Below are 24,555 nucleotides of genomic sequence, written 5' to 3' on the forward strand. Positions count from 1 at the left end.
ACCTCAATTTTCGTAAAAAATAAAAAAAGTCAAAATAACTTGGGCAACTTTTTAGCAATAAACCAAAATAAAGACTTAAAAAAATGTGTTGGCTTTCACTCGTAAGATCTGCTGCATTATCTGTCTGGAAATTTTATTCTTTTCCTATAGAAAACAAAAAGTGAAACCAGGCTCATCTTTTGGAAGTAGCTGGTTTCACCTGCAATTTGTCAAATTTATTTTCTATTCTGCTGCAAACAGGTATGGATATACCGGTTGATTGCCTTCGAGAATTTCGACTTCTAAATCACCATGTTTTGCAAGTAATGCTTCGGACAGTTTTTCGGCATCCTTTTCTTTGGCTTCATCACCAAAAATAATGGTAATAATTTCAGTCTCTGGTGTGATCATTTTTTCCAAAGTCGTCAAAGCTGTCTGCATTTGATCTGGATTTGAAATAACAATTGCACCGTCGACCATTCCTAAAAAGTCGCCTTCATGAATTTCAATCCCATCGATGTTGGTATCGCGAATTGCATGCGTCACTGAGCCTGAGATAACATCTTTTAAGGAATCTGTCATCGCTTGTTTGTTAGTCTCAAGGTCTGCTTGTTCGTTAAAGCTCAACATCGCAGTCATACCTTGTGGAATAGTTTTAGAAGCAATTACTGCTACTGGAATTTCTGCAACTTCTGCTGCTTGATCAGCAGCCATGAAGATGTTTTTATTGTTTGGCAACACAATTACTTTATCGGCATTAACTTTTTTTATCGCATCTAAAATATCTTGTGTGCTTGGGTTCATCGTTTGACCGCCTGAAATCACATAGTTTGCTCCTAAGCTCCGGAATAATTCTGCTACTCCTTCACCCGCTGCAATTGCGATTACAGCATAAGGAACCCGTGGTAAATTAGCTGGTTCAGTGGCAAATTCTTCAACTTGATGGTCATGTTCTAAAATGGTTTCGTGTTGCAAGCGCATATTGTCTACTTTAACTTTAACTAATGCCCCAAATTTTTGACCATAATTCATGACTTCACCAGGATGTTCTGTATGCACATGGACTTTGATGATTTCATCGTCATTGACAACTAATAATGAATCGCCTAAACCATCTAGGTAATTACGGAAAGTTTCATAGTCAAACTCACTGTCAACAGTTGGTCCTTCACCGATATTTACCATAATTTCAGTACAATAACCAAATTTAATATCTGCTGTAGCTAATTGCCCTTGCACGCTACGGTGATGTTCGGCATTGACCATTTCATCCATGGCAGCAGGGGTTGGTTCAAATGTTTCATCCGCTTGATATTCTCCAGTTAATGCAGATAAAAAACCTTCATAAACATAAAGTAAACCTTGACCACCACTATCCACTACGCCAACTTCTTTTAAGACTGGCAATAAATCTGGTGTTTTGGCTAAGGCGCGTTTTCCGCCTTTTACAACTGCTTTTAAAACTTCTACACAGTCATCTGTTTCAGCTGCTTTTTTCTCGCCGTATTCTGCCGCAACGCGAGCCACAGTTAAAATGGTTCCTTCAACTGGCTTCATTACTGCTTTATACGCCGTTTCCACACCATGGGTAAATGCTTTGGCTAAGTCTGTGGCATTTAATGTGGCCACATCTGGAATTTGTTTTGAAAAACCGCGGAACAATTGCGATAAGATAACACCGGAATTTCCTCGGGCTCCCATTAACAATCCTTTAGCTAAAACATTGGCTAATTCCCCAACATTTTCTGATGCAGAATCTAAAACAGCTTTAGCGCCACTGGTCATGGACATATTCATGTTGGTTCCGGTATCGCCATCTGGCACCGGGAAAACATTCAACGAGTTGACATATTCTGCATTGACTTGCAGACGACTAGCACCAGCCTGGACCATTTCCTGGAATTGACTTGCGCTTATTTCCGTTACTTTCACTGATAATCCTCCTTAGAATCGATCCCTCAAAAGCTGATCTCCTGCCTAATCTGGCAGTACACGTACACCTTGAACGAAAACATTAACGGAATTAGCCGTTACACCTAACATACTTTCCAAATTGTACTTCACTTTTTCTTGTACATTACGAGAAACTTCCGAGATTTTCGTTCCGTAGCTGACGATGGTGTAAACATCCACCGCAACGCCGTTTTCTTCTTGTCGCACGATAACGCCACGGGAATAATTTTCTTTACGTAAAATTTCATTGATATTATCTTTGATTTGACTCTTGCTGGCCATGCCGACAATGCCAAATACGTCAGTAGCAGCGCCACCGACCACTGTGGCAATCACTTCGTTTGTAATTTCGATTGTGCCAGATGCAGTATTAATTTTTACAGCCATAAAAATAAGCCCCCTTAATTTAAGCTTTACAAAATTTGTTCCCTTGAATTTCTTCAATTGAATATAACAAAAGAGGGGCACAAATTCCCCCATTTTCTTCTATAGTATTTTATCATAGCTACCCTTTAAATAAAAGAAAGAGCTAACGGCAGTAAAAACTTTGATAAAGCCTGCAACGTTGTTTAATTTACATGGTTTAAAGATAAAAGTCAATATTTGCCGGCAAATTTAGCTTGCATAATTGTATCGTTTGTGGTAAATTCAGTTAGTATGAGCCCTAATATGCGCTCCATAGCAAGGCAAAGGAGGAACTAGTCACATGGCAAAAGTTTGCTATTTTACAGGTCGTAAAACATCAAGTGCAAATAACCGCTCCCATGCGATGAACGCTACAAAACGTACAGTTAAACCTAACTTACAAAAAGTTCGCGTTTTAATCGATGGTAAACCTAAAAAAGTTTGGGTATCAGCTCGTGCTTTGAAATCAGGAAAAGTTGAGCGCGTTTAATTGACACTAGACTACAATACACCGTCTGAGGAAACTCAGACGGTTTTTTTGTATCTTTTTGCGTAAAATCCTAATTTTTTTACAAAAAGTGACCAATAGAAAAAGAACGTTATTATAAAAATAAATTTGAAACCCACTAACAAAAACATCACAACCTACAAAAACGCAAAAAAAGACTGACACAAAGCCAGTCTTTTTTATAGATATGTGCCAATATTAACCGTGTAATATTGAGACGAAATATGTTTTTTTAATACCCTAAAAATACTGCATTTTTTGTAAAGTGTCAAGACGCTTCACCCCCCAAAATGAGAATATACCAATTCGCATATTCGCTTTTTTCTTGCTGATTTATTTGACTATTTCACTTTTTGTACCCCCATTCCTTCTTCAAATTTTAAAAGAGTTTTTTCTTTTTTTACCAAAGCTTTCAGCGACACAGAGTTGTGATAAAATATAGACGAGTTTTAATTTTAATCTAGAGAAATTTGGTGACCTAATGCAGCAAGTGAAGTCTTTTCTAAAAGAAAATCGCCTTTTAATGTTGGCGAGTTTTGGCCTGCCTTTTTTTATTTTGGCCTTTATTTATTTAACCATCGGGATTTATCCCGGTAGCAGCCGGAGTATTTTAGCCAGTGATGCTTTTTCTCAGTTTTCTAACTTTCATGCGAGCTTCCGCAACGCAATGCTCGGCAAACAGAGCTTTTTGTATTCGTGGCATACTTCTTTGGGGCTAAATTATCTTTCGTTAATCTCCTATTATTTAGGTGGAATTTTTACACCCTTAGTGCTATTTTTTCCAAATCAGTTGATGCCAGACGCCCTCTACTTTCTAACTTTATTAAAAGTCGGCAGTGCCGGTTTGGCCTTTTGGTTTTATGCCAAACATACTTTTAAGCTTGATAAATGGGCTCATGTCGCCTTAGCGACAACATATGCCTTAATGTCTTTTATCGTTGCCCATTCTGAAATTATCATGTGGATTGACGCCTTAGTATACCTGCCTTTAATTATTTGGGGTATCGATCGACTCATATTATTGAAGAAACCGCGTCTTTTATTTTTTAGTTATCTGCTCTTATTTATTTCCAGCTTTTACATGGGTTTTATGATCGGTATTTTTTCTGTTCTTTATTTTCTTGTACGCCTTATTGGCAATTTCAAAAAGAACAAAAATGCAATTCTACCTTATGGCATAACTTCTTTATTAGCTGGCGGAGCTGCCATGATTATTATTCTACCGGCTGTTTTAGATTTGCGGACCAACGGTGAGGAACTTACCCAGATTACCCAATTAAAAACTGAAGCCACTAGTTTTTTAGATATTATCATGAAAAATATGATTGGGGTCTACGATACTACCAAATACGGGAGTATTCCTTTTATTTACATTGGTTTATTGCCTTTAGCCTTTTGTTTGTTTTATTTTGTTACCAAAGCGGTTGCCCGCAGGGAAAAAATTCTTTTTGCTGCTTTATTTGCCGTTTTAATTGCCAGTTTTTATCTAGTCCCATTGAACTTATTCTGGCAAGGAATGCATGCACCGAATATGTTTTTATTCCGTTACGCCTACTTATTTTCTTTTTTAGTGATTATGTTAGCCGGTTATGGCTGGGAACAATTCAAGGTCCAACACTGGCCCAAACTAGTAGCAATCATGATTGGTTTGATGCTTGTATTCTGTTTAGCCATGGGGCTTAGAGGCGATCATGAATACACTTATGTAAAATTTGGTTCTTTTGTCTTAACGATTTGCTTTTTACTTTTATACATTTTAGTTTTTACTTTTACTGCTAAAAATAGTTTCACGAAAAAGACCGCGCGCATTTTACTGTTGGCAGTTGTTTGCAGCGAAGCGGCGATTAATACCAACGGCATGGTACACGGCATTTTAAACGATTGGAATTACGCTTCCCGCAGTCTTTATACTGAACCTTATCCGGCGATTAAAAATCTTGTAGATCAAACCCAAGCCGCAAACAAGACATTTTATCGCTTAGAAAATCTTGATCCTGTTTCTAGTAACGACAGCTTTAATTATGGTTACAGTGGGATCAGCATGTTTTCTTCCATTCGGAATCGTCATTCCTCCAGCTACTTGGATCAATTGGGTTTTCGTTCGCGTGGTACCAACCTAAATATCCGCTATACGAATAATACCTTATTAATGGATGGCTTGACGGGGATCAAATACAACTTAACGAAAACACCGTTAAATAAGTTTGGTTTTAAAGAAAAGGCCAAAAATGCTGACTATCAATTATATGAAAACGATTATGCCTTACCTTTAGCCTTTTTAACGGATAACACTGCCGCAAAAATCGTCCAACCGCCCAACGATAATTTGACAAGTCAAACAAACTTAGTGAATAAATTAAGCGGCGAAAATCTCCGTTATTTTGACTTTCTCCCCTTATCTTTAGTCAAAACCGATAACGCGACTGTAACAGATAATGGAAACTTTTTACGCCTAACAGAGCAAAAAGCCAATTTAGCAAAAGATATTACTTGGAGCGTGACCATACCCGCCCATCAGCAAGCTTACCTAAGTCTTTATCCAGAAGACTTCGCTGAATTAGAAAGCTCGACTGTCACGATTTTAATCAACGGGCAAAAGCGCAAAACGCAAATTAATATTAGCGGTCAATATTATGATCTTGGCTATTACGACAAAGAGACCACGATCACCTTTACTGCTAGTTTTTATGGGACTAAATCCATCGGGTTACAAAACCCACAAGTCGTCACATTAGATACGACTGCTTATACAACGGCGATGAAACAATTGCAAGCTAATGGCGTGCCACTAAAAACCGGAAATCGCAGTGCCACCGGTAACTTTACAGCTACCTCTGACCAATTACTCGTGACGACGATTCCCTTTGATAAAGGCTGGCAAGTCAAAATCGATGGCAAGAAAGTCCCAGTTACTGCCTTTCAAGATGCTTTTGTCAGCGTCAAAGTAAAACAAGGAAGTCACACCATTACATTAAGCTACTTACCACCAGGTTTTATCCTTGGTGTTGTTCTGTTTATCACTTGCCTTATCCTCTTTTACTTCTTTGACCGCTTTTATCAAAGAAAAGCGGAACAAACTCGCTTAGTCCACGAGCATTAAGATTTAATTTCACTAAATTGTTCTTCAAATTTTGTGGAATTTTAGCTACGTGGCCATTATAAAAAGCGTTGTTACACTGTCTGTATTCAGACAGCGCAACAACGCTTTTTTAGTCGTATTTCACTTCAACCAAATACAAACCTTCTGGATGAGCTGTTGGTCCTGCTAAATTACGATCTTTAGCTTTAATGATGGCGGGAATAGCATCTGCTTTTATGTGGCCATTGCCAATCTTTAATAACGTTCCCACCATGATCCGAATCATTTTGTATAAGAAGCCATCCCCAGTAAAAGTGAACGTCAATTCATCGCCACTATCATTGACGGCCATTTTTGCAACCCGAATGGTGCGAACTTTATCTTCCACTGAACTACCAGAAGCACAAAAAGAAGTAAAATCATGGGTGCCCAAAAATGCCGGCAGCGCTGCTTCAATTTTTGCCAAATCAAGTGGATAAGGATAGTAGCTGGCATAAAAGCGACGAAATGGACTGCGGGGTTTACCGATATCCACTTTAAATTGATATGTTTTCTCCTTAACTAAATAACGAACATGAAAATCGTCTGGAACAATTTCAACACTTTTACAAGCGATATCCGCTGGTGACTGCGTATCTAGTGCAAAGCGCATTTTTTCTAAAGGCCGCTCTTTGGGAAAGTCAAAATGAATGACTTGTCCTAAGGCGTGTACTCCAGCATCTGTGCGACCGGAGCCTTGAACTTCGACAAAATTGCCGTTATTTATTTTCGTTAACGTTTTTTCTAATTCTGCTTGGACAGTCCGCCCTGACACTTGCCGTTGAAAGCCGTGAAAGTTTGTACCGTCATAAGCAATGATAGCTTTATAGCGCAAATTTATTTCCTCAATTCCGAATCAAAATCAACAAGACTGTAACTGCTGCAAAGACGACTACCACCATGGTATCGCGCAAATGCCAATCCAATTTCCGATATTTTGTCCGACCTTCGCCCCCAGAGTAGCCTCGTGCTTCCATGGCAGTTGCTAGATCTTCCGCACGGTTAAAACTAGAAACAAACAATGGAATTAAAAGCGGGATAATAGCTTTCATCTTTTGAACTAAGTTGCCTTCGCCAAAATCAACACCACGAGCCCGCTGTGCATTCATAATTTTCTCCGTCTCGTCCATTAACGTTGGTACAAAACGCAACGCAATTGAAAGCATTAAACTAACTTCATGAACAGGAAAATGCACAACATTTAAAGGGCGCAAAATATATTCAATAGCATCTGATAACTCCAACGGCGCTGTCGTTAACGTCAATAAGGTTGACATAAAAATGATCAAAATAAAACGGCAGAAAATGAAAGCACCATTTAGCAATCCGTAATCTGTCACCGTAAAGACCCACCAATGCCACAAGACATTTCCACCCGTGGTAAATAGGACTTGCAACAAGACAGTAAATAAAATCAACCAAATTAAAGGTTTCACACCGCGAATAAAAAAGGAAAGCTTAACTTTGGAAAGCGCAACACAGCCTAAGGTAAACAGTGCCAAAAAGGCATAGCTCTGCCAATTATTAGCAAAGAAAATAACTGCGATAAAGTAAAAACTAGCAATTAGTTTCGCCCGCGGATCTAAACGATGAATCAAAGAATCTCCTGGGATATAGCGACCAAAAATCAGTTTATTCATCATTTTTTGCCACCTCCTGCCAATAGCATATCTGCTAACTCTTCAGCAGTAATTGGCAAACGATCAAAATGCATCCCTTTTTCTTGTAAACGCAAAGCAAAATCTGTCGCCATCGGCACGCCAATTTGTTTTTCTTGTACCCATTTAACATCTTGAAAAACATCTACAGGCCGACCTGATTTTACTAAGGCACCTTTTTCCAATACATATACGTAATCAGCAAAATTTGCGACATCATCCATCAAGTGGGTAACTAGAACAATTGCAATATTTTTTTCTTGGTGTAGTCGCAAAAACATCTCCATCATATCTTTACGCCCTTTGGGATCAAGCCCTGCAGTTGGTTCATCTAAGACTAAGACTTCTGGTTCCATCGCTAAGACCCCTGCAATCGCCACCCGCCGCATTTGACCACCGGATAGGTCAAATGGTGAGCGCTCCATGTAAGAGGCGTCTAAGCCAACTAAATCGAGGTATTCTTCAGCCAAAGCTTTCGCGGCTTCTTCTGAGACACCAAAATTTTTCGGCCCAAAAGCAATATCTTTGGCGACTGTTTCTTCAAAGAGTTGTGCTTCGGGAAATTGAAAAACTATACCTACTTTTTTGCGAATTAGTTTTAAATTTTTATTATCTGTCGTAGCGATAATTTTACGGTCTCCAATTGTAACTGCGCCGCTAGTGGGCTTTAATAAGGCATTTAAATGCTGCAATAAAGTTGATTTACCGCTTCCGGTATGACCAACAATGGCAGTATACGATCCTGTGGCAATTTCTAAATCAATATCATACAAAGCGCGTTGTTCAAATGGTGTCCCCGGTTGATAGGTAAAGCCTACTTGTTCAAAACGGATGTCCATAACCACTCCACCATCCCTTCTTCAGTCAAGTATTCAGCAGGTACAGCAACGCCCCGCTCTTTTAAGGCCGCTTTTAATTTTTCAGGGAAAGGTAAATCTAAACCTAGTTCAATTAATTTTTCGCCAGCAGAAAAAATTTCAGCCGGGCTTCCTTCTTTTACCAATTTTCCTGCTTGCATTACTAAAATTCGGTTTGCGTTGGCCGCTTCGTCAATATCATGGGTAATGGATAAAACCGTCAAATTATTTTGATCTTTAATTTTTTTGATGGTCGCAATAACTTCTTCTCTACCTTCTGGATCTAGCATGCTGGTCGCTTCATCTAAAATGATAATATCTGGACGCAGTGCTACCACACCAGCAATGGCTACCCGTTGCTTTTGGCCTCCGGATAAACGTGCGGGTTCTCTTTGTTTGAAGTCGCTCATACGGACCTGCTCTAGCGCATCTGTCACCCGTAATAACATCTCTTCACGAGGAATTCCTTGATTTTCCAGCCCAAAGGCGACATCGTCTTCAACCGTTGAGCCAACAAATTGATTATCAGGGTTTTGAAAAACCATTCCTACCATACGGCGAATGTCCCAAACGTTCTCTTCATTTAATAAATTCTTACCGACTGTAACGCTTCCTTGTTGTGGCAACAGCAAGCCGTTAATTGTTTTAGCCAAAGTAGATTTACCAGAACCGTTATGGCCCACGATTGCAACCCACTCGCCTTTTTTGATACTAAAGCTAACACCATCTAGTGCATTTCTTTCAGCTTCTGGATCGTAGCTGAATTTAATATCTACAAGTTCAATAATATCTTCCATGCCGACTCCTGTCCTTTAATCCTTAGTCTTGTTCACAAAATGAACATTTACTGGTAAAAAAGCTGATTTGAAAGCTTTTCCTACTAAATTTAGCAGAAAATAAGGGCAAATACAAATTGTTATCACTGAATGTCTCCTAAACAATCTTTCATTTTTTTAACTGTTAAAAAATAATTTAGGAGGCATTCTGTTTTAAAACTGTCTTGACAGTAAATTTTGGGTAAAAAAAAAGCACTTTATGATGAGTGCCTGCCCCTTAGTAAAACTAAGGGGCGGCGCTGAGCTAGACTCGGAATTTACTTCCAACATCATAACACTCTAAAGGACATCGATAAAGTGATGAAAAGTGTGATATTAAACAAGTTCTAGGATAACCATTGGTGCTGCATCGCCGCGTCTTGGTTCTGTCTTCAAGATGCGAGTGTAGCCACCTTGGCGTTCTGCGTAACGAGGAGCGATATCGTTAAATAGCTTTTGTAAAGCTGATTCAATAACGATTTCTTCGTTTTCTTCCCGTACACTTGCTACTTCGTTACGTACGAAAGCAGCAGCTTGACGACGGGCATGCAAATCGCCGCGTTTACCTAAAGTGATCATTTTTTCAGCAGTTGAACGAACTTCTTTAGCACGAGCTTCAGTCGTTACGATACGTTCGTTGATCAATAAATCAGTTGTTAAATCACGCAACATCGCTTTACGTTGGCTAGATGTGCGTCCTAATTTGCGGTAACTCACGTGGAATTCCCTCCTTTTTGATTCTGCGACTATTAGTCGTCTTTACGTAATCCTAAACCAAGATCGTGTAATTTAGCTTTCACTTCTTCAAGTGATTTACGGCCTAAATTACGCACTTTGATCATTTCTGGTTCAGATTTGTTGGTTAATTCTTGTACTGTATTGATGCCAGCACGTTTCAGACAGTTATATGAACGAACAGACAAGTCTAATTCTTCGATTGTCATTTCTAACATTTTTTCTTTTTGTGTTTCTTCTTTTTCAATCATGATTTCAGCATTTTTAGCTTCATCAGTTAGATTCACAAAAATATCCAAATGTTCAGTCATGATTTTCGCAGCTAAACTCATCGCTTCCATCGGCATGATAGAACCGTCAGTCCAAATTTCCATCGTCAATTTATCAAAATCGTCACGACGGCCAACCCGTGTGTTTTCTACTTGGTAGTTAACACGATTCACTGGTGTGTAAATTGAATCAACTGGGATAACACCGATTGGCATATCTTCCCGTTTGTTTTCATCAGCTTGCACATAACCACGACCAGGTCGAACAGTCAAGCGGGCATGAAAAGTAGCCCCTTCAGAAACGCTACAAATATACATATCTTTGTTTAAAATTTCTACATCACTGTCAACGATAATGTCACCAGCAGTAACAGTCGCTGGACCGGTAATGTCGATTTCAAGGGTTTTTTCTTCTTGCGTGTACATCTTAAGAGCAAGACCTTTGATATTCAAAATGATTTGTGCGACATCTTCGCGCACACCTTTGACGGTGGAGAATTCGTGTAAGACGCCATCAATTTGAATACTTGTGATCGCTGCCCCAGGCAATGAAGATAATAAAATACGACGTAGGGAATTGCCTAAAGTAGTCCCATAACCTCTTTCTAGAGGCTCAACGATGAACTTGCCATAATCTTTTTCTTCATCAATTTTTGCAACTCTTGGTTTTTCGAATTCAATCATTCTTATCTTTTACCCCTTTCAAAACGAAAAGTGTCTTGTTCAATGACGTAAAAATGTAGAAACTCAAATTGAGCAGCACTCATTAAACACGACGGCGTTTTGGAGGGCGGCATCCATTATGAGGAACTGGAGTCACGTCACGGATTGCAGTCACTTCTAGACCTGCTGCTTGTAATGAACGAATTGCTGCTTCACGTCCAGAACCAGGGCCTTTAACAGTTACATCAACTGTTCTTAATCCATGTTCCATTGCTGCTTTTGAAGCAGTTTCAGCTGCCATTTGAGCGGCAAAAGGTGTTGATTTTTTACTACCTTTAAAACCTAAAGCACCAGCAGATGACCATGCTAAAGCATTACCATGAGTATCTGTGATCATTACGATTGTATTGTTGAATGTTGAATGGATATGCGCAATACCGGTTTCAATATTCTTTTTGACACGGCGTTTACGATTCACTTTTTTTGCTACCATGAAGTTTTAACCTCCTTCACTAGATTATTATTTTTTCTTACCTGCAACTGTTTTAGAAGGACCTTTACGAGTGCGGGCGTTGTTTTTAGTGTTTTGACCACGAACTGGCAAACCACGACGGTGACGGATACCACGGTAAGAACCGATTTCCATCAAACGTTTGATGTTCAAGTTGACTTCACGACGAAGGTCACCTTCAACTTTTAATTTGTCAACTGCTGCACGGATAGCATCTGTTTGTTCATTCGTTAAGTCACGAACACGAACATCTTCAGATACGCCAGCTTCAGCTAACACTTCTTTCGCAGTAGTGTTTCCGATACCATAGATGTAAGTTAAAGAAACTACTACGCGTTTATCACGAGGAATATCTACTCCTGCAATACGTGCCATATTTTGTTACACCTCCGATTATCCTTGACGTTGTTTATGTTTTGGATTTGCTGGGCAAATCACCATAACGCGTCCTTTACGACGAATTACTTTACAATGTTCACACATTGGTTTTACTGATGGTCTTACTTTCATGATAATACCTCCTTGAAGTTTACGGAGTACAATTATTTAAAACGGTATGTGATCCGACCACGTGATAAATCGTATGGCGATAATTCTACCGTCACTTTATCACCGGGCAGGATGCGGATGTAGTGCATACGGATCTTACCTGATACCGTAGCGAGCACTTGGTGTCCGTTTTCCAATTCCACTTTAAACATTGCATTCGGCAAAGTTTCGACGACTGTACCTTCGATTTCGATAACATCTTCTTTTGCCACGCACAGTACCTCCTTGTACTTGTTTCGCTTTACACGATAAAATGGCGGAAACTTGGCGTTCCCACCTGAGATTCTCAAAACTTGCCTTTATTTAACGCTAAAGGCGGACTGACATATTCTATCATAATATATCACACTTAGCAAGAGAAAGTTTCTTTGCAAGTCGGTAGCTGTTTGCGCGTGTTACCCGATGATCTTTTGCACGTCGGCAAAGACTGCATCGATATCACGATCTCCATCAATCGACTGCAATAAACCTTGATCTTTGTAGTAACTTAAGATCGGTTCACTGCTTTTAATGTTGACAGCTAGACGATTCTTGACTGTTTCAGGTTTGTCATCTTCTCGTTGATAAAACTCATGGCCTCCACAACGATCGCAAGTGCCTTCAACTTTAGTTGGGTTGAAGATTTTGTGATACGTCGCGCCGCAATTGCGACACATATAGCGACCCGCTAAGCGTTCAACTAAGATTTCTGACGGAACATGGATTTCAACGACGGCATCTAATTTTTTTCCAAGTTCTGAAAGCATTTGATCTAATGCTTTTGCTTGATCAATTGTCCGAGGAAAACCATCTAACAAGAAGCCCTTGTCAGTATCAGGTTCTGCTAGGCGCTCTTTTACGATACCATTGGTAACTTCGTCAGGCACTAATTCACCTTTATCCATATAAGCTTTTGCTTCCAGGCCGAGAGCTGTTTCATTGGCCATAGCCGCCCGAAACATGTCACCTGTTGAAATGTGAGGAATTTGATACGCCGCAACGATTCTTTCAGCTTGCGTTCCTTTACCTGCACCAGGTAATCCCATTAATACAAGGTTCATACTAACTCCTCCTGTAAGTTTATGGTGGGGGTGTTGAGGAAGACCCTCAACACTTCACCTTCACTCTAATTGATAAAACCAGTATATTTCCGTTTCAGCATTAGACCTTCTAACTGTTTAGCAGTTTCCAGTGCAACACCGATTACGATCAATAGACTTGTACCACCCAAACCAATTGATTGTGGTAAGTTCCAGACCATTTGTGCAATGATTGGTAACAAAGCAACTAGACCTAAGAACAAAGCCCCAACTGCGCTTAAACGCATCAATAAGCGGGAGACATAATCTTCAGTACCTTTACCAGGTCGGACCGATGGAATATAACTTCCTTGCTTTTGTAAGTTTTCCGCTAATTTCTCAGGGTTAACTTGCACGAAAGCGTAAAAGAACGTAAATGCTACAATCAATAATGTATAAATCGTTGCCCCTGGCACCGTATTATAATTAAAGATTTGCATCATTACTTCATACCAACCTTCGCCACGATACGAGCCGCTTAAAGCTTGTAAAATGGCATTCGGGGTAGCAATGAAAGAACTGGCGAAAATAACTGGAATAACGCCGGCAGCGTTAACTTTAAGCGGTAAGTAACTGCTTGTTGGTGCGCCAGCAACTCGTTTTGTATATTGGATCGGAATTTTACGTTCTGCTTGTTGGACATAAGTGACCAACGTGATAATTACTAAAACAGCAATTACCAGAGCAAGCATAAATAATGCCGATTTCCAAATTTCACTTGATTCGATATTAATGAAGTAATCTTCAACTAATTGTTTAATCGCATCAGGTAAACGAGAGATAATACCAGCAAAGATGATCATAGAAACCCCATTGCCGACACCTTTTTCAGTAATTTGTTCTCCCAACCACGTTACAAACATTGTACCGGCAGTTAAGATTAAACCAATTACAACAAAAGTCATCACATCTGGGTTATCCACAAAGCCAAGCTGTGTCCAAGAATTAAATCCAGCTGTAATCCCGACTGATTGAACAAAGGCTAACACCAATGTCAAAATGCGCGTAGCTTGATTTAATTTACGTCGACCTACTTCCCCTTGTTTGGACCATTCAACAAATTTTGGCACGATATCCATCTGCAACAATTGAATCACAATTGAAGCAGTAATATAAGGTGACACACCCATTGAAAAGACTGAGAAATTTTGCATCGCGCTACCACTTACCATGTTTAACATGTTTAAAAATGGTAGTTCTGCGATACTTTGCAGGCGACTAGCATCAACACCAGGAACGGTGATATGTGCTCCTAGACGAAAGACGAATAAAGCAAAAACGGTAAAGAAGATCTTTGATCTAATATCTTTAACTTTAAAAGAGTCTTTCAACAGTTTAAACATTAGATCACCTCAATTGACCCACCGTTAGCTGTGATAGCTTCTTCGGCTGTTTTTGAGAATTTAGCTGCTTTCACAGTTAATTTCTTAGTCAATTCACCGTTGCCTAAAACTTTGATTCCAGCTTTTTCGTTTTTCACGATTCCAGCTTCTACTAGAGTAACAGGTGTTACTTCAGTACCGTCTTCAAAGCGATTTAAGACATCTAAATTGATTACTGCATATTCTTTACGGTTAACGTTAGTAAAACCACGTTTTGGCAAACGACGGAATAATGGTGTTTGACCACCTTCAAAGCCTAAACGCACACCGCCACCTGAACGCGCTTTTTGACCTTTTTGTCCGCGACCAGATGTTTTACCGTTACCAGATGAAGTACCGCGACCGACGCGATTGCGTACTTGGCGTGATCCTTCTGCAGGTTGTAATTCATGAAGTTTCATAGGGTTGGCACCTCCTTAACAAGTTAAACTAAGTTTGATTAAATTTCTTCAACGTCCACTAAGTGAGAAATAGTGTTAACCATACCTTTGATTGCATCATTAGCAGGTTTCACTACAGTTGTATTCACTTTACCTAGACCCAACGCTTTAACAGTATCACGTTGGTTTTGAGGACGTCCGATAACACTGCGTTTTAAAGTAATTTTTAATTCAGCCATTATTGTTGTCCTCCTTATCCGATAATTTCTTCAACTGATTTGCCACGTAATGCAGCAACTTCTTCAGCACGTTTTAATTGAGATAAACCTTCAACAGTTGCGCGAACAACGTTGATTGGTGTGTTTGAACCTAATGATTTAGAAGTAATATCTGAAACGCCTGCTAATTCTAAGACGGCACGGACAGGTCCACCTGCAGCAACCCCAGAACCTTCAACAGCTGGCTTCATTAAAATGCGGCCACCGCCAAAGACGCCGATAACTTCATGAGGGATAGTTGTTCCCACCATAGGTACTTCAATCAAGTTTTTCTTAGCACTTTCGATCGCTTTACGGATAGCTTCTGGTACTTCTTGTGCTTTACCTGTACCAAAACCTACGTGTCCGTTTTTATCGCCAACTACAACTAAAGCTGCAAAACGCAAACGGCGTCCGCCTTTAACAACTTTTGTTACACGGTTGATCGCAACAACGCGGTCTTCTAATTCCAAATGATTTGGATCGATGTAAGTCATGAATGGTGTTCCTCCTTTTCCTAAAATTCTAGTCCATTTTCGCGCGCAGCTTCAGCTAAAGCTTGCACACGGCCATGGTAAAGGTAACCACCACGGTCAAAGACTACTTCTTTAATACCTTTAGCAGCAGCACGTTCAGCAACTAATTTACCTACGGCTTGCGCTTGTTCTGTTTTATTTCCACCTGAAATTTCTTTATCCAAGGCAGAGGCACTTGCTAGCGTTACACCCGCTACGTCATCAATAACTTGCGCGTAGATGTTTTTGTTAGAACGGAATACGTTCAAACGTGGGCACTCAGCAGTACCAGAGATTTTGTTACGGACACGGCGATGACGCTTTTGACGTGTCTTGTTTTTGTCTGGTTTTGTAATCACAATTGTCACCTCTTCTATTTGCTGGCCTAAGCCGCGAAAAGTATATAGTCATCTTCAAAAAAGGAAGATGTGAAGCCGTAATTTTCATACGGGCTTCGGCTATATCCTTTATTATTTACCAGTTTTACCTTCTTTACGACGTACGAATTCGCCAACATAGCGGATCCCTTTGCCTTTGTAAGGTTCTGGAGGACGTACGCCACGAATGTTCGCAGCTAATTCGCCAACTACTTCTTTGTTGATTCCTTTAACGATCACTTGTGTGTTCGCTGGAACTTCGATTTCAACGCCAGCTGGCGCTTCGATCTCAACTGGGTGAGAGTAACCCACGTTTAAGACTAATTTTTTGCCTTGTAATTGGGCACGGTAACCAACCCCGATAAGTTCAAGAGCTTTTTGGAAACCTTCAGAAACACCTACGACCATGTTGTTGAAGTTGGCACGAGTTGTTCCGTGGATTGTTTTCATTTCTTTTGTGTCATTTGGACGAGTGAAAGTTACAACGTTTCCTTCGACATTCATAGTAATGTCAGCAGAAAAAGTACGTGTAAGTTCACCTTTAGGACCTTTGACTGTAATGTTGTTGCCATCTTGCTTAACTTCAACGCCAGCAGGCAATTCAACGATTTTATTACCGATACGACTCACTTAAAGACACCTCCTTGTAAAAGATTATATTACCATACGTATGCGACAACTTCGCCGCCGACATTTTTTTGACGCGCTTCTTTATCAGTGATTACACCGTCAGAAGTCGAGATAATGGCGATACCTAAACCATTTAATACTTTTGGTACTTCGTCAGCTTTAACGTAAGCACGCAAGCCTGGTTTAGAGATACGTTTCAAGTTAGTGATAACACGTTCACCGTTTTTGCCGTATTTCAGGAAGACACGGATCACGCCTTGTTTGTCATCTTCGATATATTCAACATCACGGATGAAACCTTCGTTTTTCAAGATTTCAGCGATGTCACGCTTGATTTTTGATGCAGGCACTTCTAAAGATTCGTGCTTAACCATGTTAGCATTACGAATGCGAGTTAGAAAATCTGCGATTGGATCTGTCATGACCATGGGTTCTTTACCTCCTTTATGCGAGTATTTGTTTACCAGCTAGCTTTCTTCACGCCGGGAATTTGACCTTTATAGGCAAGTTCGCGGAAGCAAATACGGCAAAGTTTAAATTTACGATAAACTGAATGTGGACGTCCGCAACGTTCGCAACGAGTGTAAGCTTGTGTTGAATGTTTAGCAGGACGTTGTTGTTTAGCAATCATTGATTTTTTAGCCACGTAGTTCGCCTCCTTTAATTATTTTTGGAATGGCATGCCTAATTGTGTCAGCAATTCACGTGATTCTTCATCAGTGTTGGCTGTTGTCACAATAACGATGTCCATCCCGCGTACTTTGTCGACCAAATCGTAATCAACTTCAGGGAAGATTAATTGTTCTTTGATACCTAAAGTGTAGTTACCGCGACCATCGAATGATTTTTTACTTACACCATGGAAGTCACGGACACGTGGTAGTGAAACACTTACCAATTTGTCTAAGAATTCATACATGCGTTCGCCGCGCAAAGTAACTTTGGCGCCGATTGGCATACCTTCACGTAAACGGAAGCCGGCAATAGATTTTTTAGCTTTTGTAATCAATGGTTTTTGACCAGCGATTAAAGTTAATTCTTCTACTGCTTTATCTAAATTTTTCGCATTTGAAACAGCATCACCCACACCCATGTTGATAACAATCTTCTCAACTTTTGGTGCTTGCATCACTGAATTATAATTGAATTTATCCATTAAAGCTGGAACTACTTCTTTTGAGTATTTTTCTTTCAGGCGGTTCATTTAGTTGCCCCTCCTTCCTTAAATTATTTATCTAAAACTTCACCGGTTTTCTTGGAAACGCGGACTTTTTTACCGTCAACTTCTTTGTAGCCAACCCGAGTAGCTTCACCGTTTGATGGGTCGATGATCATGACATTTGATACATGAATCGGAGCTTCCATTTCAACGATTCCGCCTTGCGGAGCAGCTTGAGAAGGTTTTTGGTGTTTTTTCACGATGTTAACACCTTCGACTACAACTTTATCTTTTTTCGGGAAAGCTTCTAAAACAACGCCTTCTTTGTTTTTGTCTTTACCAGTGATAACTTTGACTTTGTCGCCTTTTTTAATAAACATTACTGTTTCGCACCTCCTTTTAAAATAGGTTTTCTTATAATACTTCTGGTGCTAGGGAAACGATCTTCATGAAGTTGTTTTCACGCAATTCACGGGCAACAGGGCCAAAGATCCGAGTTCCACGAGGGCTTTTATCGTCACGGATAATTACCGCAGCATTTTCATCAAATTTAATATAAGAACCGTCAGTACGGCGCGCACCTGATTTAGTGCGGACGATGACCGCTTTGACAACGTCGCCTTTTTTGACAACCCCACCTGGCGTTGCTTGTTTAACTGAAGCAACGATCACGTCTCCGATGTTAGCAGTTTTGCGACCTGAGCCACCTAGGACTTTGATCGTCAAAATTTCACGCGCACCTGAGTTATCAGCAACTTTTAATCGGCTTTCTGATTGGATCACGGTTGTATCCTCCTTTATCGCTTTATTTATCTACCAAGTTTCAAAGTGTAATTAGATAATTACAGCTTTTTCAACGATTTCTACTAGACGGAAACGTTTAGTAGCAGATAATGGACGAGTTTCCATAATTTTCACGATATCGCCAACTTTTGCTTCGTTGTTTTCATCGTGCGCTTTGTATTTCTTAGAGTAGTTCATGCGTTTACCGTAGATAGGGTGGTTTTTCTTTGTTTCTACAACGACAGTAATGGTTTTATCCATTTTGTCAGATACCACGCGACCTTGGTAAACTTTACGTTGATTTCTTTCAGTCATACCGCTAATGGCCTCCTTCCACAATTACTTCGCTTGTTCACGCAACACAGTTTTGATGCGTGCAATCGATTTACGTACTTCTTTGATACGTGCAGTGTTTTCTAATTGACCGGTTGCTAATTGGAAACGCAAGTTGAACAATTCTTCTTTCAATTGTTTTTCCTGATCAAGCATTTCGGCAGTGGTTAATTCTCTGATTTCTTTAACCTTCATTCGATTCACCACCCATTTCCTCACGTTTTACGATCTTCGTTTTCATTGGTAATTTGTGAGAAGCAAGACGTAATGCTTCACGAGCAACTTCTTCAGGAACGCCGGCGATTTCAAACATGATTTTACCGCGTTTAACTGGTGAAACCCAACCTTCAGGAGCCCCTTTACCTTTACCCATACGTACGCCAATCGCTTTAGATGTGTATGATTTATGAGGGAAAATTTTAATCCACACTTTCCCACCACGCTTCATGTAACGAGTCATAGCGATACGTGAAGCTTCGATTTGACGGTTGGTGATCCAATGTGATTCAACAGCTTGTAAGCCGAATTCACCAAAAGCAATCTCTTTACCGCCTTTTGCTTCTCCGCGCATTTTACCACGGAATTCACGACGATGTTTTACACGTTTAGGTACTAACATGTTTATTTCCCTCCTTTCTTAGTGTCTTGAGCGTTCTTTTTCGTTGGCAAGATTTCGCCACGATAGATCCACACTTTAACTCCTAATTTTCCGTAGGTAGTATCTGCTTCTTCCCAAGCGTAGTCGATATCGGCACGCAATGTATGAAGTGGAACAGTACCTTCTGAGTAGCCTTCGCTACGAGCGATATCAGCACCGTTTAAACGGCCAGATACCATTGTTTTGATCCCTTTAGCGCCTGAACGCATTGTACGTTGGATCGCTTGTTTTTGAGCGCGACGGAACGCAACCCGGTTTTCTAATTGGCGTGCAATTCCTTCACCAACTAATTTTGCATCTAAATCTGGTTTTTTGATTTCCACGATATTGATGTGGATACGTTTGCCAGTTAAGCTGTTTAATTGTTTACGTAAGTTTTCAACTTCTGAACCACCTTTACCAATTACCATACCTGGTTTAGCAGTGTGGATAGAAACGTTCACGCGGTTAGCAGCACGTTCGATTTCAACAGTAGAAACTGCAGCGTCAGCTAATTTAGTCGCGATAAACTTACGGATTTTCAAATCTTCGTGTAAGAAGTCAGCATACTCTTTTTCAGCATACCATTTTGCATCCCAGTCGCGGATGATGCCTACACGCATTCCAATTGGATGTACTTTTTGACCCACTGATTATCCCTCCTTATTTTTCTGATACGACTACAGTGATATGACTTGTACGTTTGTTGATTGGTGAAGCTGAACCTTTAGCCCGTGGACGGAAACGTTTCATTGTTGGTCCTTCGTTAACAAAGGCTTCGGAAACAACTAAGTTTTCAACATCTAAGTCAAAGTTGTTTTCTGCATTCGCAACTGCTGACATCAAAACTTTTTCGATGATTCCGGCAGCTTTATTTGGTGTGAACTTTAAGATTGCAATTGCATCAGCAACGCTTTTACCTCTAATTAAATCAATCACTAGACGAGATTTGCGAGGAGATACGCGAATTGTTTTCGCAGTTGCTTTAGCTTTTGTAATTTGTTCTGCCATGATGATATCCTCCCCTCAAATATTAACGTCTTGTTTTCTTATCGTCGGCAGCGTGCCCGCGATAAGTTCTGGTTGGTGCAAATTCACCTAATTTATGTCCTACCATGTCTTCTTGAATGTAAACTGGGACATGTTTGCGTCCGTCATAGACAGCAATCGTGAAACCGATAAAATTCGGAAAAATTGTTGAACGACGTGACCAAGTTTTGATGACTTTTTTCTTTTCGGCACCTTGTTGTGCTTCGACCTTTTTCATCAAGTGTTCATCGACGAAAGGCCCCTTCTTTAAACTACGACCCATGGTGAACCTCCTTCCAAAATGTAGACCACATGGTCAAAAACCTTATTTAGCTTTGCTACGACGTACGATAAGTTTGTCTGAAGCAGCTTTTTTATTACGTGTTTTGTAACCCAATGCAGGTTGACCCCAAGGTGATACTGGAGCTTTACGTCCGATTGGAGCTTTACCTTCACCACCACCGTGTGGGTGATCGTTAGGGTTCATTACGCTACCACGAACTGTAGGACGTTTACCCATCCAACGAGAACGACCAGCTTTACCAATGTTAATCAATTCGTGTTGTTCGTTACCAACAGAACCGATTGTTGCACGGCAAGTTGCTAAGATCATACGTACTTCGCCTGAGTTTAAGCGGATTAAGACATATTTGCCTTCTTTACCTAATACCTGAGCGCTTGTACCAGCTGAACGGATTAATTGTCCGCCTTTACCTGGTTTCATTTCGATGTTGTGGATAACAGTACCAACTGGGATGTTTGCAAGTGGTAATGCATTCCCAACTTTGATATCAGCTTCTGGACCAGAAACCACTGTCATACCTACTTCTAAGCCTTTTGGAGCTAAGATGTAAGCTTTAACACCGTCTGAATAATGTACTAACGCGATGTTAGCAGAACGGTTTGGATCATACTCGATTGTTTTAACAGTAGCAACAACGTTATCTTTGTTACGTTTGAAGTCGATTACGCGGTATTGACGCTTGTGACCGCCGCCTTGGTGACGTACAGTGATACGACCGTTGTTGTTACGACCGGCATTGTTTTTCAACGGTGCCAACAAAGTTTTCTCTGGAGTGCTTGTTGTAATCTCAGCAAAATCAGAGCTTGTCATGTTACGGCGACCATTTGAGGTAGGTTTGTACTTTTTAATTGCCACGCCTGTTTCCCTCCTATTTAGTAGTAGAATTTAATGCTTATTCAGCTTCGAAAATTGTAATTTCTTTTGATGCTTCAGTTAAAGTAACGATCGCTTTGCGACGTTTCTTTGTGTATCCTGCATATTTGCCCATACGTTTGAATTTCGGACGCACGTTCACGATATTAACGTTTTTCACTTTAACACCGTCAAAAGCAGCTTCAACTGCTTGTTTTACTAAAGTTTTGTTCGCTTTAGTGTCCACTTCGAAAGTGTATTTCTTGTCATCCATGGCAAGCATAGATTTTTCAGTGATCACTGGGCGTTTGATAACGTCTAGTAAGTTCATTATGCAAGCACCTCCTCAATTTGAGTCAGAGCAGCTTGAGTTGCTAACAATTTATCGCTTGAAACTACGTCCAATACAGATACGTTGTTTGAAGTAACAACAGTCACGTTTGGTAAGTTACGAGCTGATAAAGCAGCAAAGTCGTTGTCTGCTTCAAGTACAACTAATACTTTAGAATCAACTGACAAGTTAGCTAAAACTTGTTTGAATTCTTTTGTTTTTGGTGCGTCAAAGCTTAATGCATCAACTGCAACCATTTTGTTTTCAGCAACTTTTGCTGATAAAACAGATTTCATTGCTAAGCGACGAACTTTTTTAGGAAGTTTGTAGCTGTATGAACGTGGAGTTGGTCCAAAGACAACGCCACCGCCACGCCATTGTGGTGAACGGATTGAACCTTGACGAGCACGACCAGTTCCTTTTTGGCGCCATGGTTTGCGGCCACCGCCTCGAACTGCGCTACGGTTTTTCACAGCGTGTGTTCCTTGTCGTAATGAAGCGCGTTGCATGATGATTGCATCGTAGACAACACTTTCATTTGGTTCAATTCCGAAGATTTCTTCGTTTAATGTGATTTCGCCATTTTGGCTACCATCTTGTTTAAATAATGCAATATTCGGCATTCCTAAGTTCCTCCTTCCTTAAGTTTACTTATTTTGCTTTCACAGCAGATTTAATAGTAATCAATGATTTTTTCGCGCCAGGAACGTTACCTTTGATTAGGATTACGTTACGTTCAGCATCAACACGAACAACTTCCAAGTTTTGGATTGTTACGCGGTTGCCACCCATGCGGCCTGCTAGACGTTTGCCTTTAAATACCCGGTTAGGTGCTACAGGACCCATTGAACCAGGACGACGGTGATAACGAGAACCGTGAGCCATTGGTCCGCGGCTTTGGCCGTGGCGTTTGATTACGCCTTGGAATCCTTTACCTTTAGTTGTACCAGTTACATCGATGACATCTCCAGCTTCGAAAATATCAACTTTGATTTCTGATCCTACTTCTAAGCCCTCTAGCTCAACATCCTTGAATTCGCGAATGAAGCGCTTAGGAGCCGTGTTTGCTTTTGCAACATGACCTTGCGCAGGTTTGTTTGATAAAACTTCACGCATATCTTGGTAACCGACTTGAACTGCTTCATAGCCGTCGTTTTCCACTGTTTTAAGTTGTAATACTACGTTTGGAGTAGCTTCAACAACTGTTACAGGTACTAACTCACCAGATTCAGTGAAGATTTGAGTCATTCCCACTTTTTTCCCTAAGATTCCTTTGGTCATGATTACACCTCCATCTTAATTTGATTAATTATAGTTTGATTTCAATGTTAACGCCGCTTGGCAAGTCTAACTTCATTAAAGCATCAACTGTCTTCGGTGTTGGATTCACAATGTCGATTAGACGTTTGTGAGTACGCATTTCGAATTGTTCGCGAGAATCTTTGTATTTATGAGTCGCACGAATAATTGTGTACAAGCTGCGTTCTGTTGGTAATGGAATTGGACCTGACACAGAAGCTCCAGTTCTTTTTGCAGTTTCTACGATTTTATCCGCTGATTGATCTAAAATACGATGTTCATACGCTTTTAAACGGATACGAATTTTTTGTTTTGCCATTGTTTTCCCTCCTTCGCCTATTTTGAAAAGTAGACATAGCTCCACGAAAATTTCCGTCACGCTCGTCCATGGCAAAGCGTCCGGGCGTGTCGCAACCTCTCGTTTCGTAGCCGGTAGAATAAAACCTTATCCCACCAGTGCTTTTCACACATTTGTAAGCAGCACCTTTATGATTATAGTATATCTAAGTAGTGTTGGCAAGGATTTTTTATTGATTTCATGCACTTTTCACCACTTTTTATTTGCAAAGGCTTTCATTTTAAAAATAAAAAAAATCTCTGTTTTTTCTATTAACTTGTTACGCTGGATAAAAAATAGCCAACTAGCTTTATTAAAAATAATTGACGTAAAATGAGCACACTACACCGCAAAGACCATACTAGAAATGGTTAATTTCTTTCTTGTCTATGCGGCGTAGCGTATTTTAATCGGCTTATTTATTTTTTTCAGCTAATATTTTTGCTAACTTTTGTAGACTAACACTAATCTCTTTTACTTCAGTATAAGTAAAGTGAGTAAGCAACTCCTCCATCACTTCACTTCTCGCGTTAGTCAATTGGGTATAAAGTTTTTTTCCGTCTTCGGTTAAGGTTACGATTCTAACACGCTTATCTTCTTTACTTGGATAGGAAAGTAAGAGGCCTTTTTCCACAAATTTATCAACCTGTCTACTTGTCGAAGAATGATTTTTTCCTAATTGCGCTGCTAATTCTCCCACACTTATTGTTCCACTTTTACCAACACGAACAACTACTGGTAATAAATTTTGATCATTGCTTATCCCTGCCTTCTTTAAAAGTTTAGCATCGTGTCTGGGATCATTAAAGAAGTTGACAATTGTGAAAAGCGCGTCAAATATTTCAGTTTTCATATTTGCAATTATAGCACAC

Annotated in this window: 38 protein-coding genes; 2 read left to right on the top strand and 36 right to left on the bottom strand. The window is 40.1% G+C overall.

Features of this window, described 5'->3' with window-relative positions; translation table 11 throughout:
* Positions 1 to 222: 222 nt before the first annotated feature.
* Positions 223 to 1,911 (bottom strand): fatty acid kinase ATP-binding subunit FakA, encoded by a 1,689-nt coding sequence (fakA, locus tag AC6R0T_RS11780; protein ID WP_303754093.1) that lies wholly within the window; start codon positions 1,909 to 1,911, stop codon positions 223 to 225.
* Between the two features lie 45 nt (positions 1,912 to 1,956).
* Positions 1,957 to 2,319, bottom strand: coding sequence for an Asp23/Gls24 family envelope stress response protein (locus AC6R0T_RS11785; protein WP_206903389.1), 363 nt, complete (start codon positions 2,317 to 2,319; stop codon positions 1,957 to 1,959).
* 319 nt (positions 2,320 to 2,638) lie between these two features.
* Between AC6R0T_RS11785 and rpmB the strand changes: the two genes are divergently transcribed.
* Positions 2,639 to 2,827: a 50S ribosomal protein L28 gene (rpmB, locus tag AC6R0T_RS11790; RefSeq protein WP_016173549.1), complete on the top strand. Its 189-nt coding sequence runs from the start codon at positions 2,639 to 2,641 to the stop codon at positions 2,825 to 2,827.
* A 499-nt stretch (positions 2,828 to 3,326) separates the two neighbouring features.
* Positions 3,327 to 5,945, top strand: a complete 2,619-nt coding sequence (locus tag AC6R0T_RS11795; protein ID WP_303754094.1) for a YfhO family protein — start codon at positions 3,327 to 3,329, stop codon at positions 5,943 to 5,945.
* Positions 5,946 to 6,054: 109 nt separating this feature from the next.
* Here the strand turns inward: AC6R0T_RS11795 and truA are convergent, their stop codons facing one another.
* The 34 genes from truA to AC6R0T_RS11965 all read right to left on the bottom strand — a co-directional run bounded on the left by truA (position 6,055) and on the right by AC6R0T_RS11965 (position 24,536).
* Complete coding sequence (gene truA / locus AC6R0T_RS11800) at positions 6,055 to 6,798, bottom strand: tRNA pseudouridine(38-40) synthase TruA (RefSeq protein WP_206903387.1); 744 nt, start codon at positions 6,796 to 6,798, stop codon at positions 6,055 to 6,057.
* Positions 6,799 to 6,808: 10 nt separating this feature from the next.
* Positions 6,809 to 7,606 carry an energy-coupling factor transporter transmembrane component T family protein gene (locus tag AC6R0T_RS11805; RefSeq protein WP_206903386.1) on the bottom strand — a complete coding sequence of 266 codons (798 nt, stop codon included), beginning with the start codon at positions 7,604 to 7,606 and terminating at the stop codon, positions 6,809 to 6,811.
* The gene (locus tag AC6R0T_RS11810; RefSeq protein WP_303754096.1) at positions 7,603 to 8,460 is read right to left on the bottom strand and encodes an energy-coupling factor ABC transporter ATP-binding protein; all 858 of its coding nucleotides are present in this window, start codon (positions 8,458 to 8,460) and stop codon (positions 7,603 to 7,605) included. The genes AC6R0T_RS11805 and AC6R0T_RS11810 overlap by 4 nt, the downstream gene beginning before the upstream one ends.
* A complete protein-coding gene (locus AC6R0T_RS11815) occupies positions 8,436 to 9,275 on the bottom strand; it encodes an energy-coupling factor ABC transporter ATP-binding protein (protein WP_206903384.1) in 840 nt (279 codons plus the stop codon). Before AC6R0T_RS11815 ends, AC6R0T_RS11810 begins: the two co-directional genes overlap by 25 nt.
* Before the next feature lie 354 nt (positions 9,276 to 9,629).
* Positions 9,630 to 10,010, bottom strand: a complete 381-nt coding sequence (gene rplQ, locus AC6R0T_RS11820) for a 50S ribosomal protein L17 (RefSeq protein WP_016173543.1) — start codon at positions 10,008 to 10,010, stop codon at positions 9,630 to 9,632.
* Between the two features lie 32 nt (positions 10,011 to 10,042).
* Positions 10,043 to 10,981: a DNA-directed RNA polymerase subunit alpha gene (locus tag AC6R0T_RS11825; RefSeq protein WP_071864228.1), complete on the bottom strand. Its 939-nt coding sequence runs from the start codon at positions 10,979 to 10,981 to the stop codon at positions 10,043 to 10,045.
* Positions 10,982 to 11,063: 82 nt separating this feature from the next.
* Complete coding sequence (gene rpsK, locus AC6R0T_RS11830) at positions 11,064 to 11,453, bottom strand: 30S ribosomal protein S11 (protein WP_016173541.1); 390 nt, start codon at positions 11,451 to 11,453, stop codon at positions 11,064 to 11,066.
* A 27-nt stretch (positions 11,454 to 11,480) separates the two neighbouring features.
* On the bottom strand, positions 11,481 to 11,846 hold the full coding sequence (rpsM, locus tag AC6R0T_RS11835; RefSeq protein ID WP_173103860.1) for a 30S ribosomal protein S13: 366 nt from the start codon (positions 11,844 to 11,846) through the stop codon (positions 11,481 to 11,483).
* An 18-nt stretch (positions 11,847 to 11,864) separates the two neighbouring features.
* Entirely contained in the window at positions 11,865 to 11,981 is a 117-nt protein-coding gene (gene rpmJ / locus AC6R0T_RS11840; protein WP_002288710.1) for a 50S ribosomal protein L36, read from the bottom strand.
* Positions 11,982 to 12,013: 32 nt separating this feature from the next.
* Entirely contained in the window at positions 12,014 to 12,232 is a 219-nt protein-coding gene (gene infA, locus AC6R0T_RS11845; protein WP_010754744.1) for a translation initiation factor IF-1, read from the bottom strand.
* A gap of 183 nt (positions 12,233 to 12,415) precedes the next feature.
* Entirely contained in the window at positions 12,416 to 13,060 is a 645-nt protein-coding gene (locus AC6R0T_RS11850) for an adenylate kinase (RefSeq protein ID WP_206903383.1), read from the bottom strand.
* A gap of 65 nt (positions 13,061 to 13,125) precedes the next feature.
* Positions 13,126 to 14,421, bottom strand: a complete 1,296-nt coding sequence (gene secY / locus AC6R0T_RS11855; RefSeq protein WP_206903382.1) for a preprotein translocase subunit SecY — start codon at positions 14,419 to 14,421, stop codon at positions 13,126 to 13,128.
* Positions 14,421 to 14,861, bottom strand: coding sequence for a 50S ribosomal protein L15 (gene rplO, locus AC6R0T_RS11860; protein ID WP_016173537.1), 441 nt, complete (start codon positions 14,859 to 14,861; stop codon positions 14,421 to 14,423). The genes secY and rplO overlap by 1 nt, the downstream gene beginning before the upstream one ends.
* Before the next feature lie 38 nt (positions 14,862 to 14,899).
* Positions 14,900 to 15,079 carry a 50S ribosomal protein L30 gene (gene rpmD, locus AC6R0T_RS11865; protein WP_071864224.1) on the bottom strand — a complete coding sequence of 60 codons (180 nt, stop codon included), beginning with the start codon at positions 15,077 to 15,079 and terminating at the stop codon, positions 14,900 to 14,902.
* Between the two features lie 14 nt (positions 15,080 to 15,093).
* Positions 15,094 to 15,594, bottom strand: coding sequence for a 30S ribosomal protein S5 (rpsE, locus tag AC6R0T_RS11870; protein ID WP_016173535.1), 501 nt, complete (start codon positions 15,592 to 15,594; stop codon positions 15,094 to 15,096).
* Positions 15,595 to 15,614: 20 nt separating this feature from the next.
* Complete coding sequence (rplR, locus tag AC6R0T_RS11875; RefSeq protein WP_016173534.1) at positions 15,615 to 15,971, bottom strand: 50S ribosomal protein L18; 357 nt, start codon at positions 15,969 to 15,971, stop codon at positions 15,615 to 15,617.
* Positions 15,972 to 16,082: 111 nt separating this feature from the next.
* Positions 16,083 to 16,619: a 50S ribosomal protein L6 gene (gene rplF / locus AC6R0T_RS11880; protein ID WP_173103863.1), complete on the bottom strand. Its 537-nt coding sequence runs from the start codon at positions 16,617 to 16,619 to the stop codon at positions 16,083 to 16,085.
* Positions 16,620 to 16,648: 29 nt separating this feature from the next.
* Positions 16,649 to 17,047: a 30S ribosomal protein S8 gene (gene rpsH / locus AC6R0T_RS11885; RefSeq protein WP_173103864.1), complete on the bottom strand. Its 399-nt coding sequence runs from the start codon at positions 17,045 to 17,047 to the stop codon at positions 16,649 to 16,651.
* Positions 17,048 to 17,079: 32 nt separating this feature from the next.
* Positions 17,080 to 17,265 (bottom strand): type Z 30S ribosomal protein S14, encoded by a 186-nt coding sequence (locus tag AC6R0T_RS11890; protein WP_016173531.1) that lies wholly within the window; start codon positions 17,263 to 17,265, stop codon positions 17,080 to 17,082.
* Positions 17,266 to 17,283: 18 nt separating this feature from the next.
* A complete protein-coding gene (gene rplE, locus AC6R0T_RS11895; RefSeq protein ID WP_230711069.1) occupies positions 17,284 to 17,823 on the bottom strand; it encodes a 50S ribosomal protein L5 in 540 nt (179 codons plus the stop codon).
* A 23-nt stretch (positions 17,824 to 17,846) separates the two neighbouring features.
* Positions 17,847 to 18,158: a 50S ribosomal protein L24 gene (gene rplX, locus AC6R0T_RS11900; RefSeq protein ID WP_016173529.1), complete on the bottom strand. Its 312-nt coding sequence runs from the start codon at positions 18,156 to 18,158 to the stop codon at positions 17,847 to 17,849.
* A 34-nt stretch (positions 18,159 to 18,192) separates the two neighbouring features.
* Positions 18,193 to 18,561: a 50S ribosomal protein L14 gene (gene rplN, locus AC6R0T_RS11905; RefSeq protein WP_016173528.1), complete on the bottom strand. Its 369-nt coding sequence runs from the start codon at positions 18,559 to 18,561 to the stop codon at positions 18,193 to 18,195.
* Between the two features lie 51 nt (positions 18,562 to 18,612).
* Positions 18,613 to 18,876: a 30S ribosomal protein S17 gene (gene rpsQ, locus AC6R0T_RS11910; RefSeq protein WP_016173527.1), complete on the bottom strand. Its 264-nt coding sequence runs from the start codon at positions 18,874 to 18,876 to the stop codon at positions 18,613 to 18,615.
* A gap of 24 nt (positions 18,877 to 18,900) precedes the next feature.
* Positions 18,901 to 19,089, bottom strand: coding sequence for a 50S ribosomal protein L29 (rpmC, locus tag AC6R0T_RS11915; protein WP_002288664.1), 189 nt, complete (start codon positions 19,087 to 19,089; stop codon positions 18,901 to 18,903).
* Complete coding sequence (gene rplP / locus AC6R0T_RS11920) at positions 19,079 to 19,513, bottom strand: 50S ribosomal protein L16 (protein ID WP_010742757.1); 435 nt, start codon at positions 19,511 to 19,513, stop codon at positions 19,079 to 19,081. The genes rpmC and rplP overlap by 11 nt, the downstream gene beginning before the upstream one ends.
* A gap of 2 nt (positions 19,514 to 19,515) precedes the next feature.
* The gene (gene rpsC / locus AC6R0T_RS11925) at positions 19,516 to 20,181 is read right to left on the bottom strand and encodes a 30S ribosomal protein S3 (RefSeq protein WP_206903380.1); all 666 of its coding nucleotides are present in this window, start codon (positions 20,179 to 20,181) and stop codon (positions 19,516 to 19,518) included.
* A 13-nt stretch (positions 20,182 to 20,194) separates the two neighbouring features.
* Entirely contained in the window at positions 20,195 to 20,542 is a 348-nt protein-coding gene (rplV, locus tag AC6R0T_RS11930; RefSeq protein WP_173103866.1) for a 50S ribosomal protein L22, read from the bottom strand.
* Positions 20,543 to 20,564: 22 nt separating this feature from the next.
* Positions 20,565 to 20,843, bottom strand: a complete 279-nt coding sequence (gene rpsS / locus AC6R0T_RS11935; protein WP_071864217.1) for a 30S ribosomal protein S19 — start codon at positions 20,841 to 20,843, stop codon at positions 20,565 to 20,567.
* A gap of 42 nt (positions 20,844 to 20,885) precedes the next feature.
* Entirely contained in the window at positions 20,886 to 21,719 is an 834-nt protein-coding gene (gene rplB, locus AC6R0T_RS11940; RefSeq protein ID WP_173103867.1) for a 50S ribosomal protein L2, read from the bottom strand.
* Between the two features lie 37 nt (positions 21,720 to 21,756).
* Positions 21,757 to 22,047: a 50S ribosomal protein L23 gene (locus AC6R0T_RS11945; RefSeq protein ID WP_173103868.1), complete on the bottom strand. Its 291-nt coding sequence runs from the start codon at positions 22,045 to 22,047 to the stop codon at positions 21,757 to 21,759.
* Complete coding sequence (gene rplD / locus AC6R0T_RS11950) at positions 22,047 to 22,670, bottom strand: 50S ribosomal protein L4 (RefSeq protein ID WP_206903379.1); 624 nt, start codon at positions 22,668 to 22,670, stop codon at positions 22,047 to 22,049. Before rplD ends, AC6R0T_RS11945 begins: the two co-directional genes overlap by 1 nt.
* A 28-nt stretch (positions 22,671 to 22,698) precedes the next feature.
* Positions 22,699 to 23,328 (bottom strand): 50S ribosomal protein L3, encoded by a 630-nt coding sequence (gene rplC / locus AC6R0T_RS11955; RefSeq protein WP_206903378.1) that lies wholly within the window; start codon positions 23,326 to 23,328, stop codon positions 22,699 to 22,701.
* A 28-nt stretch (positions 23,329 to 23,356) separates the two neighbouring features.
* Positions 23,357 to 23,665 carry a 30S ribosomal protein S10 gene (rpsJ, locus tag AC6R0T_RS11960; protein WP_002290443.1) on the bottom strand — a complete coding sequence of 103 codons (309 nt, stop codon included), beginning with the start codon at positions 23,663 to 23,665 and terminating at the stop codon, positions 23,357 to 23,359.
* A 433-nt stretch (positions 23,666 to 24,098) separates the two neighbouring features.
* Positions 24,099 to 24,536 carry a MarR family winged helix-turn-helix transcriptional regulator gene (locus AC6R0T_RS11965; protein WP_303754107.1) on the bottom strand — a complete coding sequence of 146 codons (438 nt, stop codon included), beginning with the start codon at positions 24,534 to 24,536 and terminating at the stop codon, positions 24,099 to 24,101.
* Positions 24,537 to 24,555: the final 19 nt, after the last annotated feature.

It is taken from the genome of Enterococcus sp. S86.2, assembly GCF_059834485.2.

Coding starts and splice junctions, on each gene's coding strand:
- rpmC (WP_002288664.1), bottom strand. CDS start 19,089: ATGAAGGTTAAAGAAATCAGAGAATTAACCACTGCCGAAATGCTTGAT.
- rpmD (WP_071864224.1), bottom strand. CDS start 15,079: ATGGCTGAATTAAAAATTACTTTAAAACGCAGTGTTATCGGACGTCCT.
- AC6R0T_RS11825 (WP_071864228.1), bottom strand. CDS start 10,981: ATGATTGAATTCGAAAAACCAAGAGTTGCAAAAATTGATGAAGAAAAA.
- rplC (WP_206903378.1), bottom strand. CDS start 23,328: ATGACCAAAGGAATCTTAGGGAAAAAAGTGGGAATGACTCAAATCTTC.
- AC6R0T_RS11785 (WP_206903389.1), bottom strand. CDS start 2,319: ATGGCTGTAAAAATTAATACTGCATCTGGCACAATCGAAATTACAAAC.
- rplD (WP_206903379.1), bottom strand. CDS start 22,670: ATGCCGAATATTGCATTATTTAAACAAGATGGTAGCCAAAATGGCGAA.
- rpsJ (WP_002290443.1), bottom strand. CDS start 23,665: ATGGCAAAACAAAAAATTCGTATCCGTTTAAAAGCGTATGAACATCGT.
- rpmB (WP_016173549.1), top strand. CDS start 2,639: ATGGCAAAAGTTTGCTATTTTACAGGTCGTAAAACATCAAGTGCAAAT.
- rpsK (WP_016173541.1), bottom strand. CDS start 11,453: ATGGTAGCAAAAAAAGTGAATCGTAAACGCCGTGTCAAAAAGAATATT.
- AC6R0T_RS11850 (WP_206903383.1), bottom strand. CDS start 13,060: ATGAACCTTGTATTAATGGGATTACCTGGTGCAGGTAAAGGAACGCAA.
- AC6R0T_RS11815 (WP_206903384.1), bottom strand. CDS start 9,275: ATGGAAGATATTATTGAACTTGTAGATATTAAATTCAGCTACGATCCA.
- AC6R0T_RS11965 (WP_303754107.1), bottom strand. CDS start 24,536: ATGAAAACTGAAATATTTGACGCGCTTTTCACAATTGTCAACTTCTTT.
- rplP (WP_010742757.1), bottom strand. CDS start 19,513: ATGTTAGTACCTAAACGTGTAAAACATCGTCGTGAATTCCGTGGTAAA.
- rplE (WP_230711069.1), bottom strand. CDS start 17,823: ATGAACCGCCTGAAAGAAAAATACTCAAAAGAAGTAGTTCCAGCTTTA.
- rpsM (WP_173103860.1), bottom strand. CDS start 11,846: ATGGCACGTATTGCAGGAGTAGATATTCCTCGTGATAAACGCGTAGTA.
- AC6R0T_RS11945 (WP_173103868.1), bottom strand. CDS start 22,047: ATGAACTTACTAGACGTTATCAAACGCCCAGTGATCACTGAAAAATCT.
- secY (WP_206903382.1), bottom strand. CDS start 14,421: ATGTTTAAACTGTTGAAAGACTCTTTTAAAGTTAAAGATATTAGATCA.
- rpmJ (WP_002288710.1), bottom strand. CDS start 11,981: ATGAAAGTAAGACCATCAGTAAAACCAATGTGTGAACATTGTAAAGTA.
- rplO (WP_016173537.1), bottom strand. CDS start 14,861: ATGAAACTTCATGAATTACAACCTGCAGAAGGATCACGCCAAGTACGC.
- rpsQ (WP_016173527.1), bottom strand. CDS start 18,876: ATGACTGAAAGAAATCAACGTAAAGTTTACCAAGGTCGCGTGGTATCT.
- rplV (WP_173103866.1), bottom strand. CDS start 20,542: ATGGCAGAACAAATTACAAAAGCTAAAGCAACTGCGAAAACAATTCGC.
- rpsE (WP_016173535.1), bottom strand. CDS start 15,594: ATGACTTACATCGATCCAAATCATTTGGAATTAGAAGACCGCGTTGTT.
- rpsH (WP_173103864.1), bottom strand. CDS start 17,047: ATGGTCATGACAGATCCAATCGCAGATTTTCTAACTCGCATTCGTAAT.
- AC6R0T_RS11795 (WP_303754094.1), top strand. CDS start 3,327: ATGCAGCAAGTGAAGTCTTTTCTAAAAGAAAATCGCCTTTTAATGTTG.
- AC6R0T_RS11805 (WP_206903386.1), bottom strand. CDS start 7,606: ATGATGAATAAACTGATTTTTGGTCGCTATATCCCAGGAGATTCTTTG.
- AC6R0T_RS11810 (WP_303754096.1), bottom strand. CDS start 8,460: ATGGACATCCGTTTTGAACAAGTAGGCTTTACCTATCAACCGGGGACA.
- rplX (WP_016173529.1), bottom strand. CDS start 18,158: ATGTTTATTAAAAAAGGCGACAAAGTCAAAGTTATCACTGGTAAAGAC.
- rpsS (WP_071864217.1), bottom strand. CDS start 20,843: ATGGGTCGTAGTTTAAAGAAGGGGCCTTTCGTCGATGAACACTTGATG.